Annotated in this window: 14 protein-coding genes; 4 read left to right on the forward strand and 10 right to left on the reverse strand. The window is 58.7% G+C overall.

Going from position 1 to position 15443, the window contains the following annotated elements:
• Positions 1-466: 466 nt before the first annotated feature.
• Positions 467-1459 (reverse strand): restriction endonuclease, encoded by a 993-nt coding sequence (locus ACVI9W_RS21980; protein WP_461531181.1) that lies wholly within the window; start codon positions 1457-1459, stop codon positions 467-469.
• A gap of 104 nt (positions 1460-1563) precedes the next feature.
• Positions 1564-2466, reverse strand: a complete 903-nt coding sequence (locus tag ACVI9W_RS21985) for an HNH endonuclease (RefSeq protein ID WP_461531182.1) — start codon at positions 2464-2466, stop codon at positions 1564-1566.
• A 1725-nt stretch (positions 2467-4191) separates the two neighbouring features.
• Between ACVI9W_RS21985 and ACVI9W_RS21990 the strand changes: the two genes are divergently transcribed.
• Positions 4192-4419 (forward strand): hypothetical protein, encoded by a 228-nt coding sequence (locus ACVI9W_RS21990; protein WP_461531183.1) that lies wholly within the window; start codon positions 4192-4194, stop codon positions 4417-4419.
• Between the two features lie 153 nt (positions 4420-4572).
• Complete coding sequence (locus tag ACVI9W_RS21995; protein ID WP_461531184.1) at positions 4573-4875, forward strand: DUF3077 domain-containing protein; 303 nt, start codon at positions 4573-4575, stop codon at positions 4873-4875.
• 114 nt (positions 4876-4989) lie between these two features.
• Here ACVI9W_RS21995 and ACVI9W_RS22000 read toward each other — a convergent pair whose 3' ends face one another.
• Complete coding sequence (locus ACVI9W_RS22000) at positions 4990-5952, reverse strand: bifunctional GNAT family N-acetyltransferase/nucleoside diphosphate kinase regulator (RefSeq protein ID WP_461531185.1); 963 nt, start codon at positions 5950-5952, stop codon at positions 4990-4992.
• 59 nt (positions 5953-6011) lie between these two features.
• Positions 6012-6215, reverse strand: a complete 204-nt coding sequence (locus ACVI9W_RS22005; RefSeq protein ID WP_191833586.1) for a hypothetical protein — start codon at positions 6213-6215, stop codon at positions 6012-6014.
• A gap of 277 nt (positions 6216-6492) precedes the next feature.
• Between ACVI9W_RS22005 and ACVI9W_RS22010 the strand changes: the two genes are divergently transcribed.
• Positions 6493-7056 (forward strand): antibiotic biosynthesis monooxygenase, encoded by a 564-nt coding sequence (locus ACVI9W_RS22010; RefSeq protein WP_051939259.1) that lies wholly within the window; start codon positions 6493-6495, stop codon positions 7054-7056.
• A gap of 43 nt (positions 7057-7099) precedes the next feature.
• A complete protein-coding gene (locus tag ACVI9W_RS22015; protein ID WP_461531186.1) occupies positions 7100-8938 on the forward strand; it encodes an amidohydrolase in 1839 nt (612 codons plus the stop codon).
• A 120-nt stretch (positions 8939-9058) separates the two neighbouring features.
• Here ACVI9W_RS22015 and ACVI9W_RS22020 read toward each other — a convergent pair whose 3' ends face one another.
• From ACVI9W_RS22020 to hpaH, 6 genes are all read right to left on the reverse strand, one after another.
• Positions 9059-11266 (reverse strand): TonB-dependent receptor domain-containing protein, encoded by a 2208-nt coding sequence (locus ACVI9W_RS22020; RefSeq protein WP_461531187.1) that lies wholly within the window; start codon positions 11264-11266, stop codon positions 9059-9061.
• A gap of 85 nt (positions 11267-11351) precedes the next feature.
• The gene (locus ACVI9W_RS22025) at positions 11352-12290 is read right to left on the reverse strand and encodes a FecR family protein (RefSeq protein WP_461531188.1); all 939 of its coding nucleotides are present in this window, start codon (positions 12288-12290) and stop codon (positions 11352-11354) included.
• Positions 12287-12802: a sigma-70 family RNA polymerase sigma factor gene (locus ACVI9W_RS22030; RefSeq protein WP_461531189.1), complete on the reverse strand. Its 516-nt coding sequence runs from the start codon at positions 12800-12802 to the stop codon at positions 12287-12289. Before ACVI9W_RS22030 ends, ACVI9W_RS22025 begins: the two co-directional genes overlap by 4 nt.
• A 111-nt stretch (positions 12803-12913) precedes the next feature.
• Positions 12914-13594 carry a tetratricopeptide repeat protein gene (locus tag ACVI9W_RS22035; protein WP_461531190.1) on the reverse strand — a complete coding sequence of 227 codons (681 nt, stop codon included), beginning with the start codon at positions 13592-13594 and terminating at the stop codon, positions 12914-12916.
• A 217-nt stretch (positions 13595-13811) separates the two neighbouring features.
• Positions 13812-14615: a 4-hydroxy-2-oxoheptanedioate aldolase gene (gene hpaI, locus ACVI9W_RS22040; protein WP_461531191.1), complete on the reverse strand. Its 804-nt coding sequence runs from the start codon at positions 14613-14615 to the stop codon at positions 13812-13814.
• A gap of 23 nt (positions 14616-14638) precedes the next feature.
• On the reverse strand, positions 14639-15442 hold the full coding sequence (gene hpaH, locus ACVI9W_RS22045; RefSeq protein ID WP_461531192.1) for a 2-oxo-hept-4-ene-1,7-dioate hydratase: 804 nt from the start codon (positions 15440-15442) through the stop codon (positions 14639-14641).
• Position 15443 lies beyond the last annotated feature (1 nt).

Consider the following 15443-nt stretch of genomic DNA (forward strand, 5'->3'; position numbering starts at 1 on the left):
AATAAACGGCAGTGACACATTCAGTTCCCCAGGAAAAAGCGCGCAAAACCACCCGTCCAGGCCGCGTGTTTCCGTTTGCAAAACCGCGAAAAACCCGATACTGTGGCGGTCCGGTTTAGGTAGGATTGTGAGCGAATTCAGCGACTTACTGACCTTTCGCCCGCTGCATGGGGTGCAAGGGGTCGAGTGTTCGAATCACTCCGTCCCGACCATTATTTAGAACAACTAAGCCACCTTCGGGTGGCTTTGTTGTTTCTGGGGGAAGGGGCTTTTCGAGTGACTTGGCCTTTTTCTTCTTCCAGACTTCCTCTTCAGATGTCAGTACTGATCTTTATCCTTCCAGAGTTTCGCTCTGACGAGCTTTGATGAAGGGCTCAAGCGCCGATGTGCCGGGGGGATTTGAACCCCCGTCTCGCCTTTGTTCAACATTTTCGGTGTCTACAAAACAACTCTTTTCGCACAGAGCTTAAGCAGGCCAATAAAGTCTCTTCAAAGGAACAATCCTCTTGGTCTCCGCATCTGTAGCATCGTAGTGCTCAATCAACGCTCTAACTACATGATCCAGCGTCCACAGCGATAACGGAATAGAGGCACGATCCGCTTCGTAGAGTGCATCCTTACTGAAACCACCCGTACTGACGTACAAGCCACGATCGTCTTTATGACGGCCGCCGAGGAAGCTACGAATATCCTGGCTACCCATCTGCCCCTTACGGTGTTTCACCTCGACAACAATACGAGGATTCTCAAACCCAAATCCGTCCGGTGAAGCGACGATGTCCTTCCCACGGTCTGAACCTGGTGGTGAAACCTGAGTTTTGTAACCCATCGCACGTAGAATCCCCGCGACCAGATGCTGCATTTCGTCCCAGTCAATCTCACTCACCCGGTCTTTGATGCGCTCGACGGCTTGAGATTCGATATCAGCTAGAGGGTCGGCAATAGCTTCATCGGTGACGTCATCGGGCTCTGGGGCTGGGCCACCTTTTAATGCAGCCAAGACTTCTGCTGCAGCTCGGGCTGGCACTTCGAAAACGGTCAGGGTAGACCCCAAGCTGTTTTTAGTGGTTACACCCAGTTTCTCGCGTGACAGCTCTAGCGGTTGCCATTGTACTTTTCGAGCCAGCGCCATGCCTTGTTCTGCCCACTCTGGGTGGTGCTCTGCCATCCCGGTGATTGTGCCGACCAGGTAGAGGCGGTTAGCCGGAGAGTAGGTTATGACCCAATCACCATTCTGGATTTCGTTCACGAAACGCCAAACCTGAGACGCGCCTGAAACAATGGTGCCTTGTTTCATTTGAGGTTCGATCGACTGATACAAGGACATCAATTGTTTGCGTCCGATGCCTGGCTTGGCATGGGGTGCTAACTGGACCCATCCGATGGCCGCAATTTCTCTCTCGCGAAAAGCGTCGTACAAGCTTCCCCCTTCGCCGCGAACCATCCACATCCGTGCCATATCGTTTGCCTTGTCAGTTGATTCAGATTTCGGGCCAATGGGGCCACGTAAGTCAAAAAGGTGAAAGCTAAAAGCGAGAGTTTACCCGAACTGAAAAATGCCCCCTATGAAAAGCTAAATCGCTCCCGGTGCTTCTCAAGGTAGCGTCGATTGCCTTCACTCAAGGTCGGAATCGATGTGTATTGGTCCAGCCCTAAGATTTTGTGTTCCTCCGCTGCCAAGTCGTCGCTGATGAGCAGTTGTCCATTCTCACCAAAAGAAATCAACCCACAGTCGAAGAGTCGGTCAATGTGGGTGGCCAGCAGCAATCCGTTGTCTGTATCCAGACGGGCGTGGTTGTCGGCTAAGGCCCAAGCCTGAATGTGCGAGGCTACTAACAGATTGGGATTTTTTAGCCCGGTCAACGCGCACTTTTTCTCCCAACGTTTGAGCAATCCTGTTCGAAATGCGCCTTGGCCAATTCGAGCCTTTACGAGCGCTTCTCGTGTCGTAACGGAAGGGGCTTTTCCTGGCGATCCAGCATCAATGAACTGGTCTTCGTAGTCAGCAATAACTTCGGCTTGCTCTAACAAGTACAGCGCTGCATCCGCAGGCACGTGCGCCATGTAAATCTGAGTAATGCGGCCTTTGATGTTGAACAAAGACGGCTCTGTACGGACGTTGAATTGCGCTTGGTATGTGGGTGCGATGTCGCCGCTGCGTACGTGGTGCTTGAGGTCGGTGAGTGCAATATCGACTCGGAACCCTTCGTTACTCCACTCGTTAAACGAGCGGGTAGGGGGCCGCTCTGCTGGATAGGCATCTCGTTCGGCAGTGGCAATGGCGCGCAGGTAGTTGTCGTGGTAGCAGAAAATCAAGTCCCCGGCTTTTACCTTACCAACGTTGTCCCAGTGGCGACATGTTTGCTCCCGGCCAGTCTTTGATCGCGAGCTCAGCGGGGCCCAGAGAAATTTGCCTTCTCTCGCTTCCTTGTGAGTCGTGCCTAGGTTTACCCAGAAAAATTGCATCTCGCGTCCTTAAAAGCGTGGCATATCGCCAGCGAAGATAGCGCGAGATCCTACAAAACAGAAGGACTAGTCCTACATCGAGTTGTTCGTTTTCCTGTGGCGCAGGAATTCATACCGACTCTCGTGTACCGCAATACGCCGTCGGTCCCAGTTGCCGACGGATTTGCAATCCGTGACATGCAGATTTTCAGAGATTCCCGATTCCCTGTAGTCCCGCCTCCTTTAGTCATTGCGGTGCTTCCGATCGAGCTCTAGTCTCGCCCAGTCGTTGCCAATTCAACGACCGGTTTTGACAGACTGATTAGCAAGTATCCTTTCGGCACGCTGACATCCTCGTCCAAATCTCCGAATACCTGATCTGCGCCATGACCGTGGCACAGCAGACTGTCCTGCTTCATTCCAGCTCTCCAAGCCAAATCCTGACTTTGTCCACCATGCATGAGATCGACAATGCCCGTGCTTTGGTTATGCCTCAAGGATCACCAAAGATTTTTTGAATTGCATTGTTAACTTTGTCGATACTGCCCAACGGTTGGGCTGGCGATGCTGCACCTTGATTTTTATTTTCGCAACTGTTCCTACAAGCACGAAATGAGTTGGCACACTCATGAAAGCAATCTGTCTTCGCCGAACCATCCAATTTTGCGCACTGCTGCTCGTGACACTTTTTCCTAAGATCGAAACAGTAAGTGCATGGTGCTGCAAGTGCAGAGGTTGCAGAAAATGCTAACAGCAGCAGGCATACCCTGAAAGCCAGCATAGAAACCTCCAGCTGCATCCACGCACCGAACAATACGGCCAATTTAACTAAGTTAATTAAAGCAGCGCCATCAAGAATCAATATATCATTTTGTAATCGAGATGATTTCCAATTGAGATTTGCTTTTTTCTATGTTTGTTTTTATAAGTTAATATCGGCGGGTGATGCAGGCTTATAGTTTGAGTTGCAAAGGTCAATGGATCGTAACAAGCAATGAGTGCTGAGCGATGACAAGGTGCTCGTTATGAGAATGTTATTATGTTTTTTGTTGTTTTTTGCGAGTGCTCAAGCATCCGCAGGATCTGCTTTTGAAACTTGCCAGAATGGGTGTTCTAGCATGTTGGTGAACTGCCAGCATAACTGTCAGGTTCAACAGAAAAACACGCTGCAAAAGTGCCTTGAGATATGCCAGTCTGGACATGAAGTATGCTCGAATAGCTGCGCGAAACAAGCCTCAACAAATCCTACAAGTCTTCCTACGAACAAGTCGGACTCTCAGCAGAAAGTGCTTGAGGGGATTGATAGTATAAATAACACCATTCAGCAGATTTTTGGTAAGCCTTAGACCTTGCACTGCACACAGACGCTTCATTTGAAGCCGATGGGCTATCGCGCGAGCTTTCGTGAAATCATCTCGTAATCTTGGAGATTTTGGTCGTTGGACGTACAAATCTTCAGAATTTCCCGATTCCCTGTAGTCCATTTCCGAATCATACTTCCGCCGCCTTTAGGCCATTGCGGTGCTTCCGATCGAGCTCTAGTCTCGCCCAGTCGTTGCCAATTCAACGACCGGTTTTGACAGACCGATTAGCAAGTACCCTTTCGGCATGCTTTATGGCGGCTGTACGTGGGGCACATTCGTGTGCGCCGGGTTCCCTTGCTCTCGGTCTGTCAACCCGCGTATAGCTGCCACCTTTCTGTTTGACAGCAGGTCTGTGGCGGCTCCACCAGCAAGGAGTTTCGCTATGTTAAAAATCGTCCCAGACCCACCCCTCAACCCCAACCAATCCCTCGAAGACATCCTCGTCCAAATCTCCGAATACCTGGTCTGCGCCATGACCGTGGCACAGCAGACTGTCCTGCTTCATTCCAGCTCTCCAGGCCAGGTGCTGACCTTGGCGACCATGCGTGAAATCGACCATGCCCGCGCTTTGGTTGAAGTGGCGTTGAGTAAGGTTCAGTTGCGGCATTGATTCAGTAGCAGTAACGGCGGGTTTTTCGTGGTCGGGCGTGGGTGGCTGGTCTGGGATAGGCGAGCGCTTTGCGCTCGATCGCGGATGAATCCGCTCCTACAGAGTTTGTTTGGAGTCGGCCTTGTAGTTGCAATTGGGGCTGGGGAGGTTGGGATGGATGAGGATTCGCGGTCAGGCCTCAAGACGGTAGGCATCGGCACCTTCGCTGAAGGCGAGGGCGGGGTAGGGGCTGAGCGGTTGTTTCGGGTCGAACCAGGGCACGGTGCGGCGTTTGTGCTGGAGCAGGTTTCGGTCATGATGGGCTGTGCGCACCACCTGACGCTGCAAGCCGGCCTTGAGCAGGACGGTACGTCGGCGTGGGCAGCGCATTATCTGGTGGGGATGGCCAAGGCGCTGGTTGAGGATTTGGCCCATGCCATGGTCGTTGAACCGGGGGCCGGACGGGGCGCAGGGTGATCTCGCGAGTAGCACGCTGCGCAGTCCTGCGGTCAGTACCAGGGTCCGCATCAGGCACGGAAAGCCTTGGGGGACTTTCGCGCCTGATGGTCGAACACTGAGCTAAAGGCACAATTACAGGTGGAAATCCCCCGCGGCCTCCGGCTGGTAAAGCACTTTCCTGATCCCGATCCGGCGGGTCCGGTCAGAAACTCGCCAGTCGATGGCGTCCCCCTCCTGATAGCCCAGGATGGCGGCGCCGATGTCGGAGCACACGGAATACTTCCCGGCGCTGCTGTCCGCGTCTTCAGGGTAAACCAGGGCCACTTCGATCTCTTCGTCGTCCAGCTGCAGCAAGGCCCTGGAGTTCATCGTGACGACATTGCGCGCCACCTGCTGCGGCTTGACGACAATGGCTCGCTCAAGCTCATGTTCGAGTTCAACAACGGCCGGGCCTTGCTCGAGCGCGATCAGGCTCTCGAGCCTGGCCTTGTCGATTTCAGTGATGTAGATCTCAGTGGAGTCGACAATGGCACCTTCGCGCAAGAACTGGAGATAGCGCCCCGCAGTCATGGAATATGACTTCAAGGTCGGCGTTTCGCTCTCAAGCAGAAAGCCGCTGCGCAGAAAGACTTTCAGCGAGCGCGCGTTGTCCGGGTGGATCTTGGCGATGAGCTTCTCGGCCCGCATGTCGAGGAAGGCCAGTTTCATGCCTTCGCGGATGGTGCGGGCGCCAAGGTTTCGGCCCCATTTGTCGCTGTCTCCGATGACCAGGACGATCTCGCAATTCGGGCCGGTCTTGATCAGACGGACAAAGCCCACCGGGGCGTCATGCCGGTCATAGGCCATGAAGAATCGGCCGCCCCGGTTGAATAGGTGGGTCAGGATCGGCAATTGAGTCCGATCGATGACTTGCTCGATGGAGCGGGAGACATGACGCGAATCGCTCAGGTAGCAGGTAACGCGCTCATCTTCCAACCAATCCATCAGTGTCAGTGCGTGTGCCCGAGTAATTTCCGGGCACAGCGAAATGAAAGGCTTGTTCATCTTCACCACAATTATTTGGAAAGAATGAAAGCCCTTCATGGCTATGGCCATGACGGTTCTTTCGGCAACCGGCTATTTTACGACATAACGCGAGTAATGCCGACTGGCGATCAGACCGCTACAGCAACCAGCTCGATGCTTCTGTCTTGAGCATCAATGATGAAGGGCAGCGGCATGGGGTCTGGCGTGTCAATGGAGGAAACCTCGAAACCGCCGACGACGATGGGCTGTCGCTGTTCCAGTACGATCGATTCCTCCGCCAGCCGTTTGACCATTCTCGCGTGGTTCATTGCGATTTCATTGAGCGTTGACACGTTACATCTCCGATAACTGAGCAGGCGTCTCTTAGGCGCCCGTAAACGATAATTTTGGCCGCTGCCGCGTCAGAATTACGTCTTTTCGGGGCCGCTGGGGCGGGCTTGTGCAATTGGCACGCCAGCGGGTGTCAAAAAATGAGTGCCATCATGTCAAAGGCGACGAGTGGCGGTGAGGCGTGTTCGTCGACGAGGCCGGCGAGCATTTTTCGCTGATTGGGCCATGCTGTTTCTTCTGCGGTTGTGTTCATTCGCGCTGAACCCAGAGGAGCCCATGATGACGACCGAGCGTTCAGACGATGTCGTGACCCTGTTGATCCGCCATCAGGTTCGCGACGCGCAGCAGGCGCCATATGAGGCCTGGCTGCGCCGCACCATCGGTATCGCCAAGGGCTATCCCGGGCATATCGGCATCGATGTGGTGCGCGAGCGGCAAGGTGGTTTGCATCTGTTCACCTGCATTTTGCGCTTTGCTTCCAGCGCCCAGCTGCAGGCGTGGCTGGACTCTGCTGAACGCAAGCAACTGGTCGAGGAGGTCAGCCCGTTGCTCGCCGATGGCGACCGTCTGGAGATCAATCCCGAACGCGAGTTCTGGTTCAACCCGGCCACGGCCGATGCGCCACCACCACGCTGGAAGCAAGTCTGTGTGACCTTCCTGGTGATCCTGCCGCTGTCGCTGCTGGTGCCCTGGCTGTGGCAACCGGCGTTCGGTATCTGGCCATGGCTCGGCGGCTATGTGCCGAGCAACGTGGTGATCACCTTGAGCATTGTGTTGTTGGTGGTCTATTGCTTCATGCCGCTTGCAACCCGGGCGTTCGCTGCCTGGCTGAATGCGCGTTGATTGCAAACACTTCGGTTTCCACGCCACTTTTTCAGGGGGTTCCATGTCTGCAGATCTGATCCTGTTCAACGGCCGTATCCACACCGTCGACCGCGATAAGCGCAGTGCTACGGCGGTGGCGATCAAGGACGGGCGCTTCACCGCGGTCGGCAGCGATGCCGAGGCCATGGCCCAGCGCGGTGGTGCCACCCAGCTCATCGACCTTGACCAGCGCACGGTGATTCCCGGTCTCAACGACTCGCACCTGCACCTGATCCGTGGCGGCCTCAATTACAATCTGGAGTTGCGCTGGGAAGGCGTGCCGTCGCTGGCCGATGCCTTGCGCATGCTCAAGGAGCAGGCCGAGCGCACGCCGGCGCCGCAGTGGGTGCGGGTGGTCGGCGGCTGGAACGAGTTCCAGTTCGCGGAAAAGCGCATGCCGACCCTTGAGGAAATCAACCGCGCGGCGCCGGACACGCCGGTGTTCGTTCTTCATCTTTACGACCGCGCGCTGCTCAACCGCGCCGCGCTCAAGGCCGTGGGCTACACCAAGGACACGCCCAACCCGCCTGGCGGCGAAATTCAGCGTGACAGTAAAGGCGAGCCGACCGGCATGCTGATTGCCCGCCCCAACGCCACCATTCTTTACGCCACCCTGGCCAAGGGGCCGAAGCTGCCGCTGGAGTATCAGGTCAACTCCACCCGGCAGTTCATGCGCGAACTCAATCGGCTGGGCCTGACCAGCGCCATCGATGCTGGTGGCGGCTACCAGAACTACCCGGACGATTACGCGGTGATCCAGGAGCTGGCCAAGCAGGGGCAGCTGAGTATTCGCATTGCCTACAACCTGTTTACCCAAAAGCCCAAGGAAGAACTGAGCGACTTCAAGAACTGGAGCCAGATCGTCAAACCTGGCGACGGTGACGATTTCTTCCGCCACAACGGCGCGGGCGAGATGCTGGTGTTCTCGGCGGCGGACTTCGAAGACTTCCTCGAGCCGCGCCCGGACCTGCCTCAGACCATGGAGCAGGAGCTGGAACCGGTGGTGCGTCACCTGGTCGAGCAGCGCTGGCCGTTCCGTCTGCATGCCACTTACAACGAATCGATCTCGCGCATGCTGGATGTGTTCGAGAAGGTTGATCGCGATATCCCGTTCAACGGATTGCCATGGTTCTTCGACCATGCCGAAACCATCACCCCGCAAAACATCGAGCGGGTGCGGGCGCTGGGCGGCGGTATCGCCATTCAGGACCGCATGGCGTTTCAGGGTGAGTACTTTGTTGACCGCTATGGCGCCCAGGCTGCAGAGAAAACGCCGCCGATCCAGCGCATGCTCAGCGAGGGCGTGCCGGTGGGGGCAGGCACCGACGCTACCCGGGTGTCCAGCTACAACCCGTGGACTTCGCTGTACTGGCTGGTCAGTGGCCGGACCGTGGGGGGTATGGCGCTGTCTCCGCAAGGCTTGTCGCGTGATGTCGCGCTGGAGTTGTTTACCCATGGCAGCGCCTGGTTCTCCAGCGAGCAGGGCAAGAAGGGGCAGATCAAGGTGGGGCAGCTGGCTGACCTGGTGGCGTTATCGGCGGACTATTTCAGTGTCGAGGAGGAGTCGATCAAGTGGATCGAGTCGGTGCTGACCGTGGTGGGTGGCAAGGTGGTGTATGGCGCCGGCGAGTTCGACAAGCTTGGCCCGCCAGCGTTGCCGGTGCTGCCGGAGTGGTCACCGGTGGCCAAGGTGCCCGGCCACTGGCGACCTGCGGCGCCGCTGACGGGGCAGGTGCATCAGTGTCTCGGGGCCTGCGGCGTACACGCCCACAGCCATGAGCGTGCGCGCCAGTCTACGGTGCCGGTGAGTGACTTTCAGGGTTTCTGGGGGGCGTTGGGCTGTTCCTGTTTCGCCTTCTGATCCGGCAGGTCTACTGCTGGAATTGCAGCTACTGTGGGAGCGGGCTTGCCCCGCGATTGCGGTCTGTCAGTCAAATCGCATCGCGGGGCAAGCCCGCTCCTACCGGGGGAGGCTTTCGTCTTAGAACGCCAAAGTGAATCCGGCGTAGAACGTCCGGCTCAGCTCGATGTAGTCACTGTCACGCGCGGCCGCGTCGCGGTCGCTGTCGCCAAGGTTTTTCACGCCGCCATTGAGGCTCAACTGCGGGGTCAGTTGATACTGGCTGCCCAGGTTGACCAGGTGATAGGCAGCGCTGTCCACGTCCTTGTTGCTGATAGTGTTGCGCAGTACCTGGCTGCCGATGTACTGGTAACCCAGCTGCGCCTGCCAGCGTTGACTCACTTGCCAGTTCAGGTCGGCGTTGCCGGTATGTTTCGGCACCTGGCGCAGTTCTTCGCCGGTGTCTCGGTCTTCGGCTTCGGTCAGGGTGTAGTTGGCGGTCAGTTTCAGGCTGTCGCTCAGCTGGGCGCTGGAGAACAGTTCAACGCCGCGAGTACGCGCGCTGCTGACGTTGTAGTAGGTCAATACCGACGGCATGTGACCGCGACGCCATCCGTCGGCGAGGATCATGTCTTTGATGTCGTTGTAGAACAGGTTGGCGCCAAGTTCGAGCCTTTCTCCCTGGTACAGCGTACCGATCTCATAGGACGTCGCCGTTTCCGGTTTCAGGTCCGGGTTGCCGGCGACTACGCAGCGGCCGCGGCAGGCGGCAATCGCGTAGCTGGAGTCGGACTGGCTGATGCTCGGTGCCTTGAACGCTTTGCCCACGCCACCCTTGACCACCCATTCATCGGTCAGTGAATACACCGCATAGGCCCGAGGGCTGAATTCAGAGCCGAACGACTTGTGGTCGTCCAGACGTCCGCCCAAAGTCAGGCGCAGGTCGCCCAGGCCGATTTCGTCCTGCAGGTAGAGGGCGCGCTGGAAGTCTGTAGTGTCGCCATTGAGGTTCTGGTTGTGTTCGAGCACGGTGTGGCGATACTCGGCACCGGCGGTCAGCAAGTGATTGTCCAGCTCGCCGCTGACCTGTCCGTCAATCGTTTGGTTACGCTGGCGGACATCCCCGACCATGCCGCGCAAGCTGGTGGTCAGTTGCGAGTCGTCGTTGAGGTTGACCTGTTCGTGGTAGTAGCGCAGCCGGGTGTTGGCGCGTTCCATCTGGGCGTTGTGGGTCAGGCCGAAGGTGTAGCGGTCCATTTCCTGCTGGTTGCGCGGAAAGTTGACGTTGGAGTTGTTCCACACGCCGTCGCGCTGGTCGTTGCGGGCGCTGAAGTCCAGCTCCAGGTCCTGGCTGTCGTCGATCAACCAGATCAGGTTGGACATCAACGCCCAGTTCTGCCGCTGCTCGCGGGCATGGGCGCGGTCGTCGGTGGTCATGCTGGATTTCCACGCAGCCTGGTCACTGCCGTCGAGTATCAGGTTGCCGAGCAGGCGATCCTTGATCAGCGGCCCGGCGGTATAGATCGAGCTGTTGTGAACGTCGCCGCCCTCGCCGGAGGGCGTGTGCTGGTAGCTGTAGCTCAGCGAGCCTTCGGCCTCGTTGCCGGGACGGCGCAGGATCACGTTGATCACCCCGCCCATGGCGTCGGCGCCATACAACGACGACATCGGCCCACGGATCACTTCGATGCGTTCCACCGCGCTCAAGGGGATGGCCGACAGGTCGAAGTCGTTGGCGTAGTTGCTGGTCAGGGCGTCGCGCGAGTTGATCCGGCGGCCGTTGACCAGCAGCAGGGTGTAGTCGGAGTCCAGGCCACGCATCTTGATCTTGTGGCGGCCGTAGGTGGAAGACGCGGCGATGCTGACACCGGGCACTTTGGCAACCGCTTCGGCAAGGTCCAGCGCCTGCATCTGTTGCAGTTGCTCGCGATTGATCACACTGACGCTGGCGGGGGCGGTGAGTTCGCTGTGTTCGGTCTGGCTGGCGGTAATCACCATGTTGTCGAGGTTGAGCGCGCTGCTGTTACTTGGCCCGAGGGCCCAGATCCGCGCATCGACCTGACGGGCCTTCAGCCCGCTGTTTTGCAACAGGCGATCCAGGGCCTGTTGGACTTCGTATTCACCGTTGAGCGCAGGCGCTTGCTTGCCCGCCAGCAGTGTCGGGTCCAGGGGCAGGGTGATGCCGGCCTGTTGAGCAAATTGGTTGAGGGCATCTTCCAGGGAGGTGGCCGGCAGGTTGTAGCTGTGATCGCGGACTTCGGCCAGCGCGTTCGTGGCTGGCAGGGCCAGTGCGCCCCCGGCCAGGACAGCGTGGAGCACGAGCGCGAGACGGTGTTTACGGTGTTGCATGGACGTGAAGCTCCTTCGACAAATGCGTGTTTTTCTCTTATGTCGAAGGGCGCGCGAAAACCCGTAACAGCCGAGGTAAAAATCTTCAGGCAGGCACGACACGCGCCCACAGCCGAGACACGCGCAGGGTTTTCACCGGCAGCGAGGCACTGAGCACATCCAGCGTGCGTTCGATATCGTCGAGCTGGAAAACCCCGGAGACGGGCAGCTTGGCAACCTCGCTGGAGCACTGCAGCCAGCCACTGCGATAGCGCGCCAGCTCGTCGATCAACTGCGCCAGGGCAATACGCCGGACTACCAACTGCCCCTGGACCCAGGTGCCCGGGGTTATGCCGGTGTCTGGCACAGGTTGCAGGCTGTCGGCGCCGATCAGCCATTGTTGCCCGGCAGCAACGCGGGCCACGGGATGCTGGGCGATTTGTACCTCAGCGCTGCCTTCGAGCATGGCCAGACGATGGTGTTGCCCTTGGCGCTGCAGGTCGAAGCGGGCGTCGCGGGTGCGTAGCAGCAGATTGGCACTGTGCACCTGCAGCGGAGCAAGACCAGGGGCATGATGAGCCACCTGGATCTGGCCACGTTGCAGCACAATTCGCGGTGCCTGCGAAGTGCTTGGCCGGTCGACCGCGCTGTCGGTGTTCAGCCACAGCTGGGTGTGCTCCGCCAGGACAAAACGGCTGCGCTGGCCGACGGCGGTGCTGAAGTCGGTTTTTCTCGTCGGCGGCGAATCCAGCACCAGCCAGCCCGCACCGAGCAGGCCCAGCAGTTTAAGGGCATGACGCCGGGATAGCGCGGGACGCCCGGAGCTCTCCAGGGCCTGGCGAACAATGCGCGCCTGTGAAGGGGGCAGTGCGAACAGCCCTTCGCTCACCTGTAGCGCTTGCCAGGCTGTCTCGTGACGGGGATTCGCCGCGCGCCAGTGGCTGCAGGCCTGCCAGAGTTCTTCGGGTGCTTCACCGGAGCCCAGACGCACCATCCAGCTGATGGCCTGTTCCAGTTCATCCGCGTTGACGTTGCTGGCGCTCATGACCACCGGGCCTGAAAGCAGTGACGCATGGCGGTTGCCATGTACTTTTCCACCGAGCTCAGACACACCCCAAGGTGCGCGGCGATGTCGCGGTAGGGCATGCCCTCAAGGCGTGACAGCAGATAGGCCGTGCGCACGTTGGTTGGCAGACCGTCGAGCAGGGCATCGATACGGATCAGGGTTTCGAGCAGCAGCAGACGCTCTTCGGGTGAGACTTCAAACGCTTCGGGCTGGCTGGCAAGTACCTGTAGATACGCCTGTTCAAGGCGTTGCCGGCGCAGGCGATCGACCATCAAACCCTTGGCCACCGTGGTCAACCAGGCCCTGGGTTGCTGCAGCTCACCGCTGGCGGCAGGGCGGCCAATCAATTGGAGGAAGGTGTCTTGCATCAGGTCGGCAGCGGTTTCGCGATGCTGCAGACGCTTGCGCAGCCAGTTCAGCAGCCAGGCATGATGATCGGTGTAGAGGTCGTGCAGTTCCTGGCGACGTACAGAGGATAGGGCTAGGGGCACCGAAACTCCTTGGTGCGAGCATGCTAATGAAAACAAGTCTCATTATGAATGTTATTGGCATGCTTTGTCCAAGGCTTGATTCAGGGGGCTCCCACCAGTGTTCTCAGAAACTCAACCACCCACCAGATAGGCTCCAAACGGAACCTGATGTTTGAGCTTCTTGCAGCTACCGGGAGCGGGTTGATGCCCGGGCGGGCGATCAGCAAACCAGATTCGGCATTTGCCCGGTGGTGGCCAATGGCCGCGAGGGATATCCATCGCGTCGAACGCGGGTTGTGGCGCGGCGGAAGTCATTTGGAATTCTCCGTCAGGTTGCGGCCTTTCAACCCTCTGCGGTTCTGATTCCCGCTCTGCCTGTGCTTGCTCTTTCAGCCCCTGCTGTACCGCAACCCGATCCTGTTCGGCATTGGGTGGGGTACCCGTAATCTGCGCTTGCTGCGCGGCCTGGATCAGTTGCAGGTTGCGGTTGCGTAACTGCACGTTGCGACCAACCCGCAGGTTGGAGCGCGCCGCCAGGGTTTCAGCCTGCTGATACTCCCCCTGTTGAAGCCGCAGCACACCGAGGTAGTGCAGCGTCGCGGGATTGTTCGGCTGGATATGCAACGCACGCTCCAGCGTGGCCGCGGCCTGGTCCAGCTGGCCCTCTGCATATTGCTGCGAGGCGGTTTCGATCAGGGTGGTTGATGCGTTGTTGCTGTGTGCGGAAGCTCTGCGCTCGGCAGCAACCGAGCCTAGCGATGCGACAGCGCAGAACGCCAGGACCAGACCTGGCAGAAAACTCTTGGTGGGCATCGGGGGCGGACTCGGCTGAAGCGCTGTTCGGCTGGGGTTGGTTCAGGCGCTTTATAGACTTGGCCGGTAACCTGAAGTTCCCACAGGTTGATGAGCCTTGTAGGAGCGGATTCATCCGCGAAGGACTGCATAGCAGTCCCATCTTGGGGCCGCTACGCACCCCTTCGCGGCGGTCCGGCGTCCCGGTGAATCCGCTCCTACAACATCCGCAATGCGATCAGTACACGCCACCACCACTGGTAGGCGGTGGCGGTGCGTCCTTGAAGTCGGCTGCCAGGGTCTGCAAGCCACGCATCAGCACCGTTGTGTCAACGCCAACAGCGACAAAACGCGCACCCAGCTCAATGTAACGACGTGCCAGTTTCTGATCAGCACTGAGGATACCTGCCGCTTTGCCCGCCTTCTGAATTCGCACAATGGCATCTTCAATGGCGGCCTGTACCTGCGGGTGGCCGGGGTTGCCGCGATGGCCCATGGCGGCACTGAGATCGGCCGGCCCGATGAACACGCCATCAACCCCCTCGACCGCGGCAATTTCATCCAGCCTGGCCAGGCCTTCGAGATTCTCAATCTGCACCAGCAGGCACATCTGCGCGTCAGCCTGATCCAGGTACCCGGGAATGCTGTTCCAGCGCGAAGCGCGGGCCAGGGCGCTGCCGACCCCACGCACGCCGCTCGGTGGGTAGTGAATGGCACGCACCAGCTCGCGGGCCTGCTCGGCGCTTTCCACCATCGGTACCAACAAGGTCTGGGCGCCGATGTCGAGGATCTGTTTGATCAGTGCGGTATCACCGATCACCGGGCGGATGATCGCTTGCGAAGCGTAAGGCGCCACCGCCTGCAACTGACCAAGCAGGCCGCGCAGGTCGTTGGGCGCGTGTTCGCCGTCGATCAGCAGCCAGTCGAAACCGGCATTGGCCGCCAGCTCTGCGCAATACGGGTCGGCCAGGCCCAGCCATAAGCCGATCTGCGCTTCGCCGGACTTCAGCCGTTGTTTGAAGGTGTTGATGGGCATATCCATAGCAGTGCTTCTCGCAAGTGGGCTCAGACGAAGCGGCAGGCGATGCTGCCGAGCATGTCGTAGTCGACGTGGAAGGTGTCACCGGAATTGGCAGCGACCGGGCGGGTGAAGGAGCCACCTAGGATGATCTGGCCCGGCTCAAGAGTGACGTCGTAAGGCGCCAGTTTGTTCGCCAGCCACGCCACACCCTTGGCCGGGTGGTTGAGGACCGCGGCGGAAACCCCGGACTCTTCGATCACGCCATTGCGATAGAGCACCGCCGGCACCTTGCGCAGGTCGATTTCGGTCGGACGTACAGCACGGCCACCCATGACCACACCGGCATTGGCGGCGTTGTCGGAGATGGTGTCGAACACCTTGCGGGTGGCTTTGGTTTGCGGGTCAACTTGCTGGATGCGCGCGTCGATGATTTCCAGCGCCGGGATCACCCATTCGGTGGCATCGAGCACGTCGAAGACCGTCACGTTCGGCCCTTTCAGCGGTTTGCCGAGGATGAACGCCAGCTCGACTTCTACGCGGGGGACGATGAAACGCTCAAAGGGAATGTCGCTGCCTTCGTCGAACAGCATGTCATCGAGCAGGGCGCCGTAGTCGGGCTCGGTGATGTTCGACGACACCTGCATGGCACGCGAGGTCAGGCCGATCTTGTGGCCGACCAGTTTGCGTCCACTGTTGATCTTCGCGGCAACCCAGGCGCGCTGGATGGCGTAGGCGTCGTCGATGGTGATGGCGGGGTAGTCGAGGGAGAACTGGCGCACCTGTTCACGCGAACGCTCGGCGGCGTCGAGACGGGCAGCGGCCTGTTGAATGAGAGTGGCGTCAAGCATG

The organism is Pseudomonas sp. 210_17 TE3656, from assembly GCF_054821965.1.

Excerpts from the sequence above, each read along its gene's own strand:
- ACVI9W_RS21980 (WP_461531181.1), bottom strand. The coding sequence starts at position 1,459 with ATGGCACGGATGTGGATGGTTCGCGGCGAAGGGGGAAGCTTGTACGAC.
- ACVI9W_RS21985 (WP_461531182.1), bottom strand. The coding sequence starts at position 2,466 with ATGCAATTTTTCTGGGTAAACCTAGGCACGACTCACAAGGAAGCGAGA.
- ACVI9W_RS21990 (WP_461531183.1), top strand. The coding sequence starts at position 4,192 with ATGTTAAAAATCGTCCCAGACCCACCCCTCAACCCCAACCAATCCCTC.
- ACVI9W_RS21995 (WP_461531184.1), top strand. The coding sequence starts at position 4,573 with ATGGATGAGGATTCGCGGTCAGGCCTCAAGACGGTAGGCATCGGCACC.
- ACVI9W_RS22000 (WP_461531185.1), bottom strand. The coding sequence starts at position 5,952 with ATGGCCATAGCCATGAAGGGCTTTCATTCTTTCCAAATAATTGTGGTG.
- ACVI9W_RS22010 (WP_051939259.1), top strand. The coding sequence starts at position 6,493 with ATGACGACCGAGCGTTCAGACGATGTCGTGACCCTGTTGATCCGCCAT.
- ACVI9W_RS22015 (WP_461531186.1), top strand. The coding sequence starts at position 7,100 with ATGTCTGCAGATCTGATCCTGTTCAACGGCCGTATCCACACCGTCGAC.
- ACVI9W_RS22020 (WP_461531187.1), bottom strand. The coding sequence starts at position 11,266 with ATGCAACACCGTAAACACCGTCTCGCGCTCGTGCTCCACGCTGTCCTG.
- ACVI9W_RS22025 (WP_461531188.1), bottom strand. The coding sequence starts at position 12,290 with ATGAGCGCCAGCAACGTCAACGCGGATGAACTGGAACAGGCCATCAGC.
- ACVI9W_RS22035 (WP_461531190.1), bottom strand. The coding sequence starts at position 13,594 with ATGCCCACCAAGAGTTTTCTGCCAGGTCTGGTCCTGGCGTTCTGCGCT.
- hpaI (WP_461531191.1), bottom strand. The coding sequence starts at position 14,615 with ATGGATATGCCCATCAACACCTTCAAACAACGGCTGAAGTCCGGCGAA.
- hpaH (WP_461531192.1), bottom strand. The coding sequence starts at position 15,442 with ATGCTTGACGCCACTCTCATTCAACAGGCCGCTGCCCGTCTCGACGCC.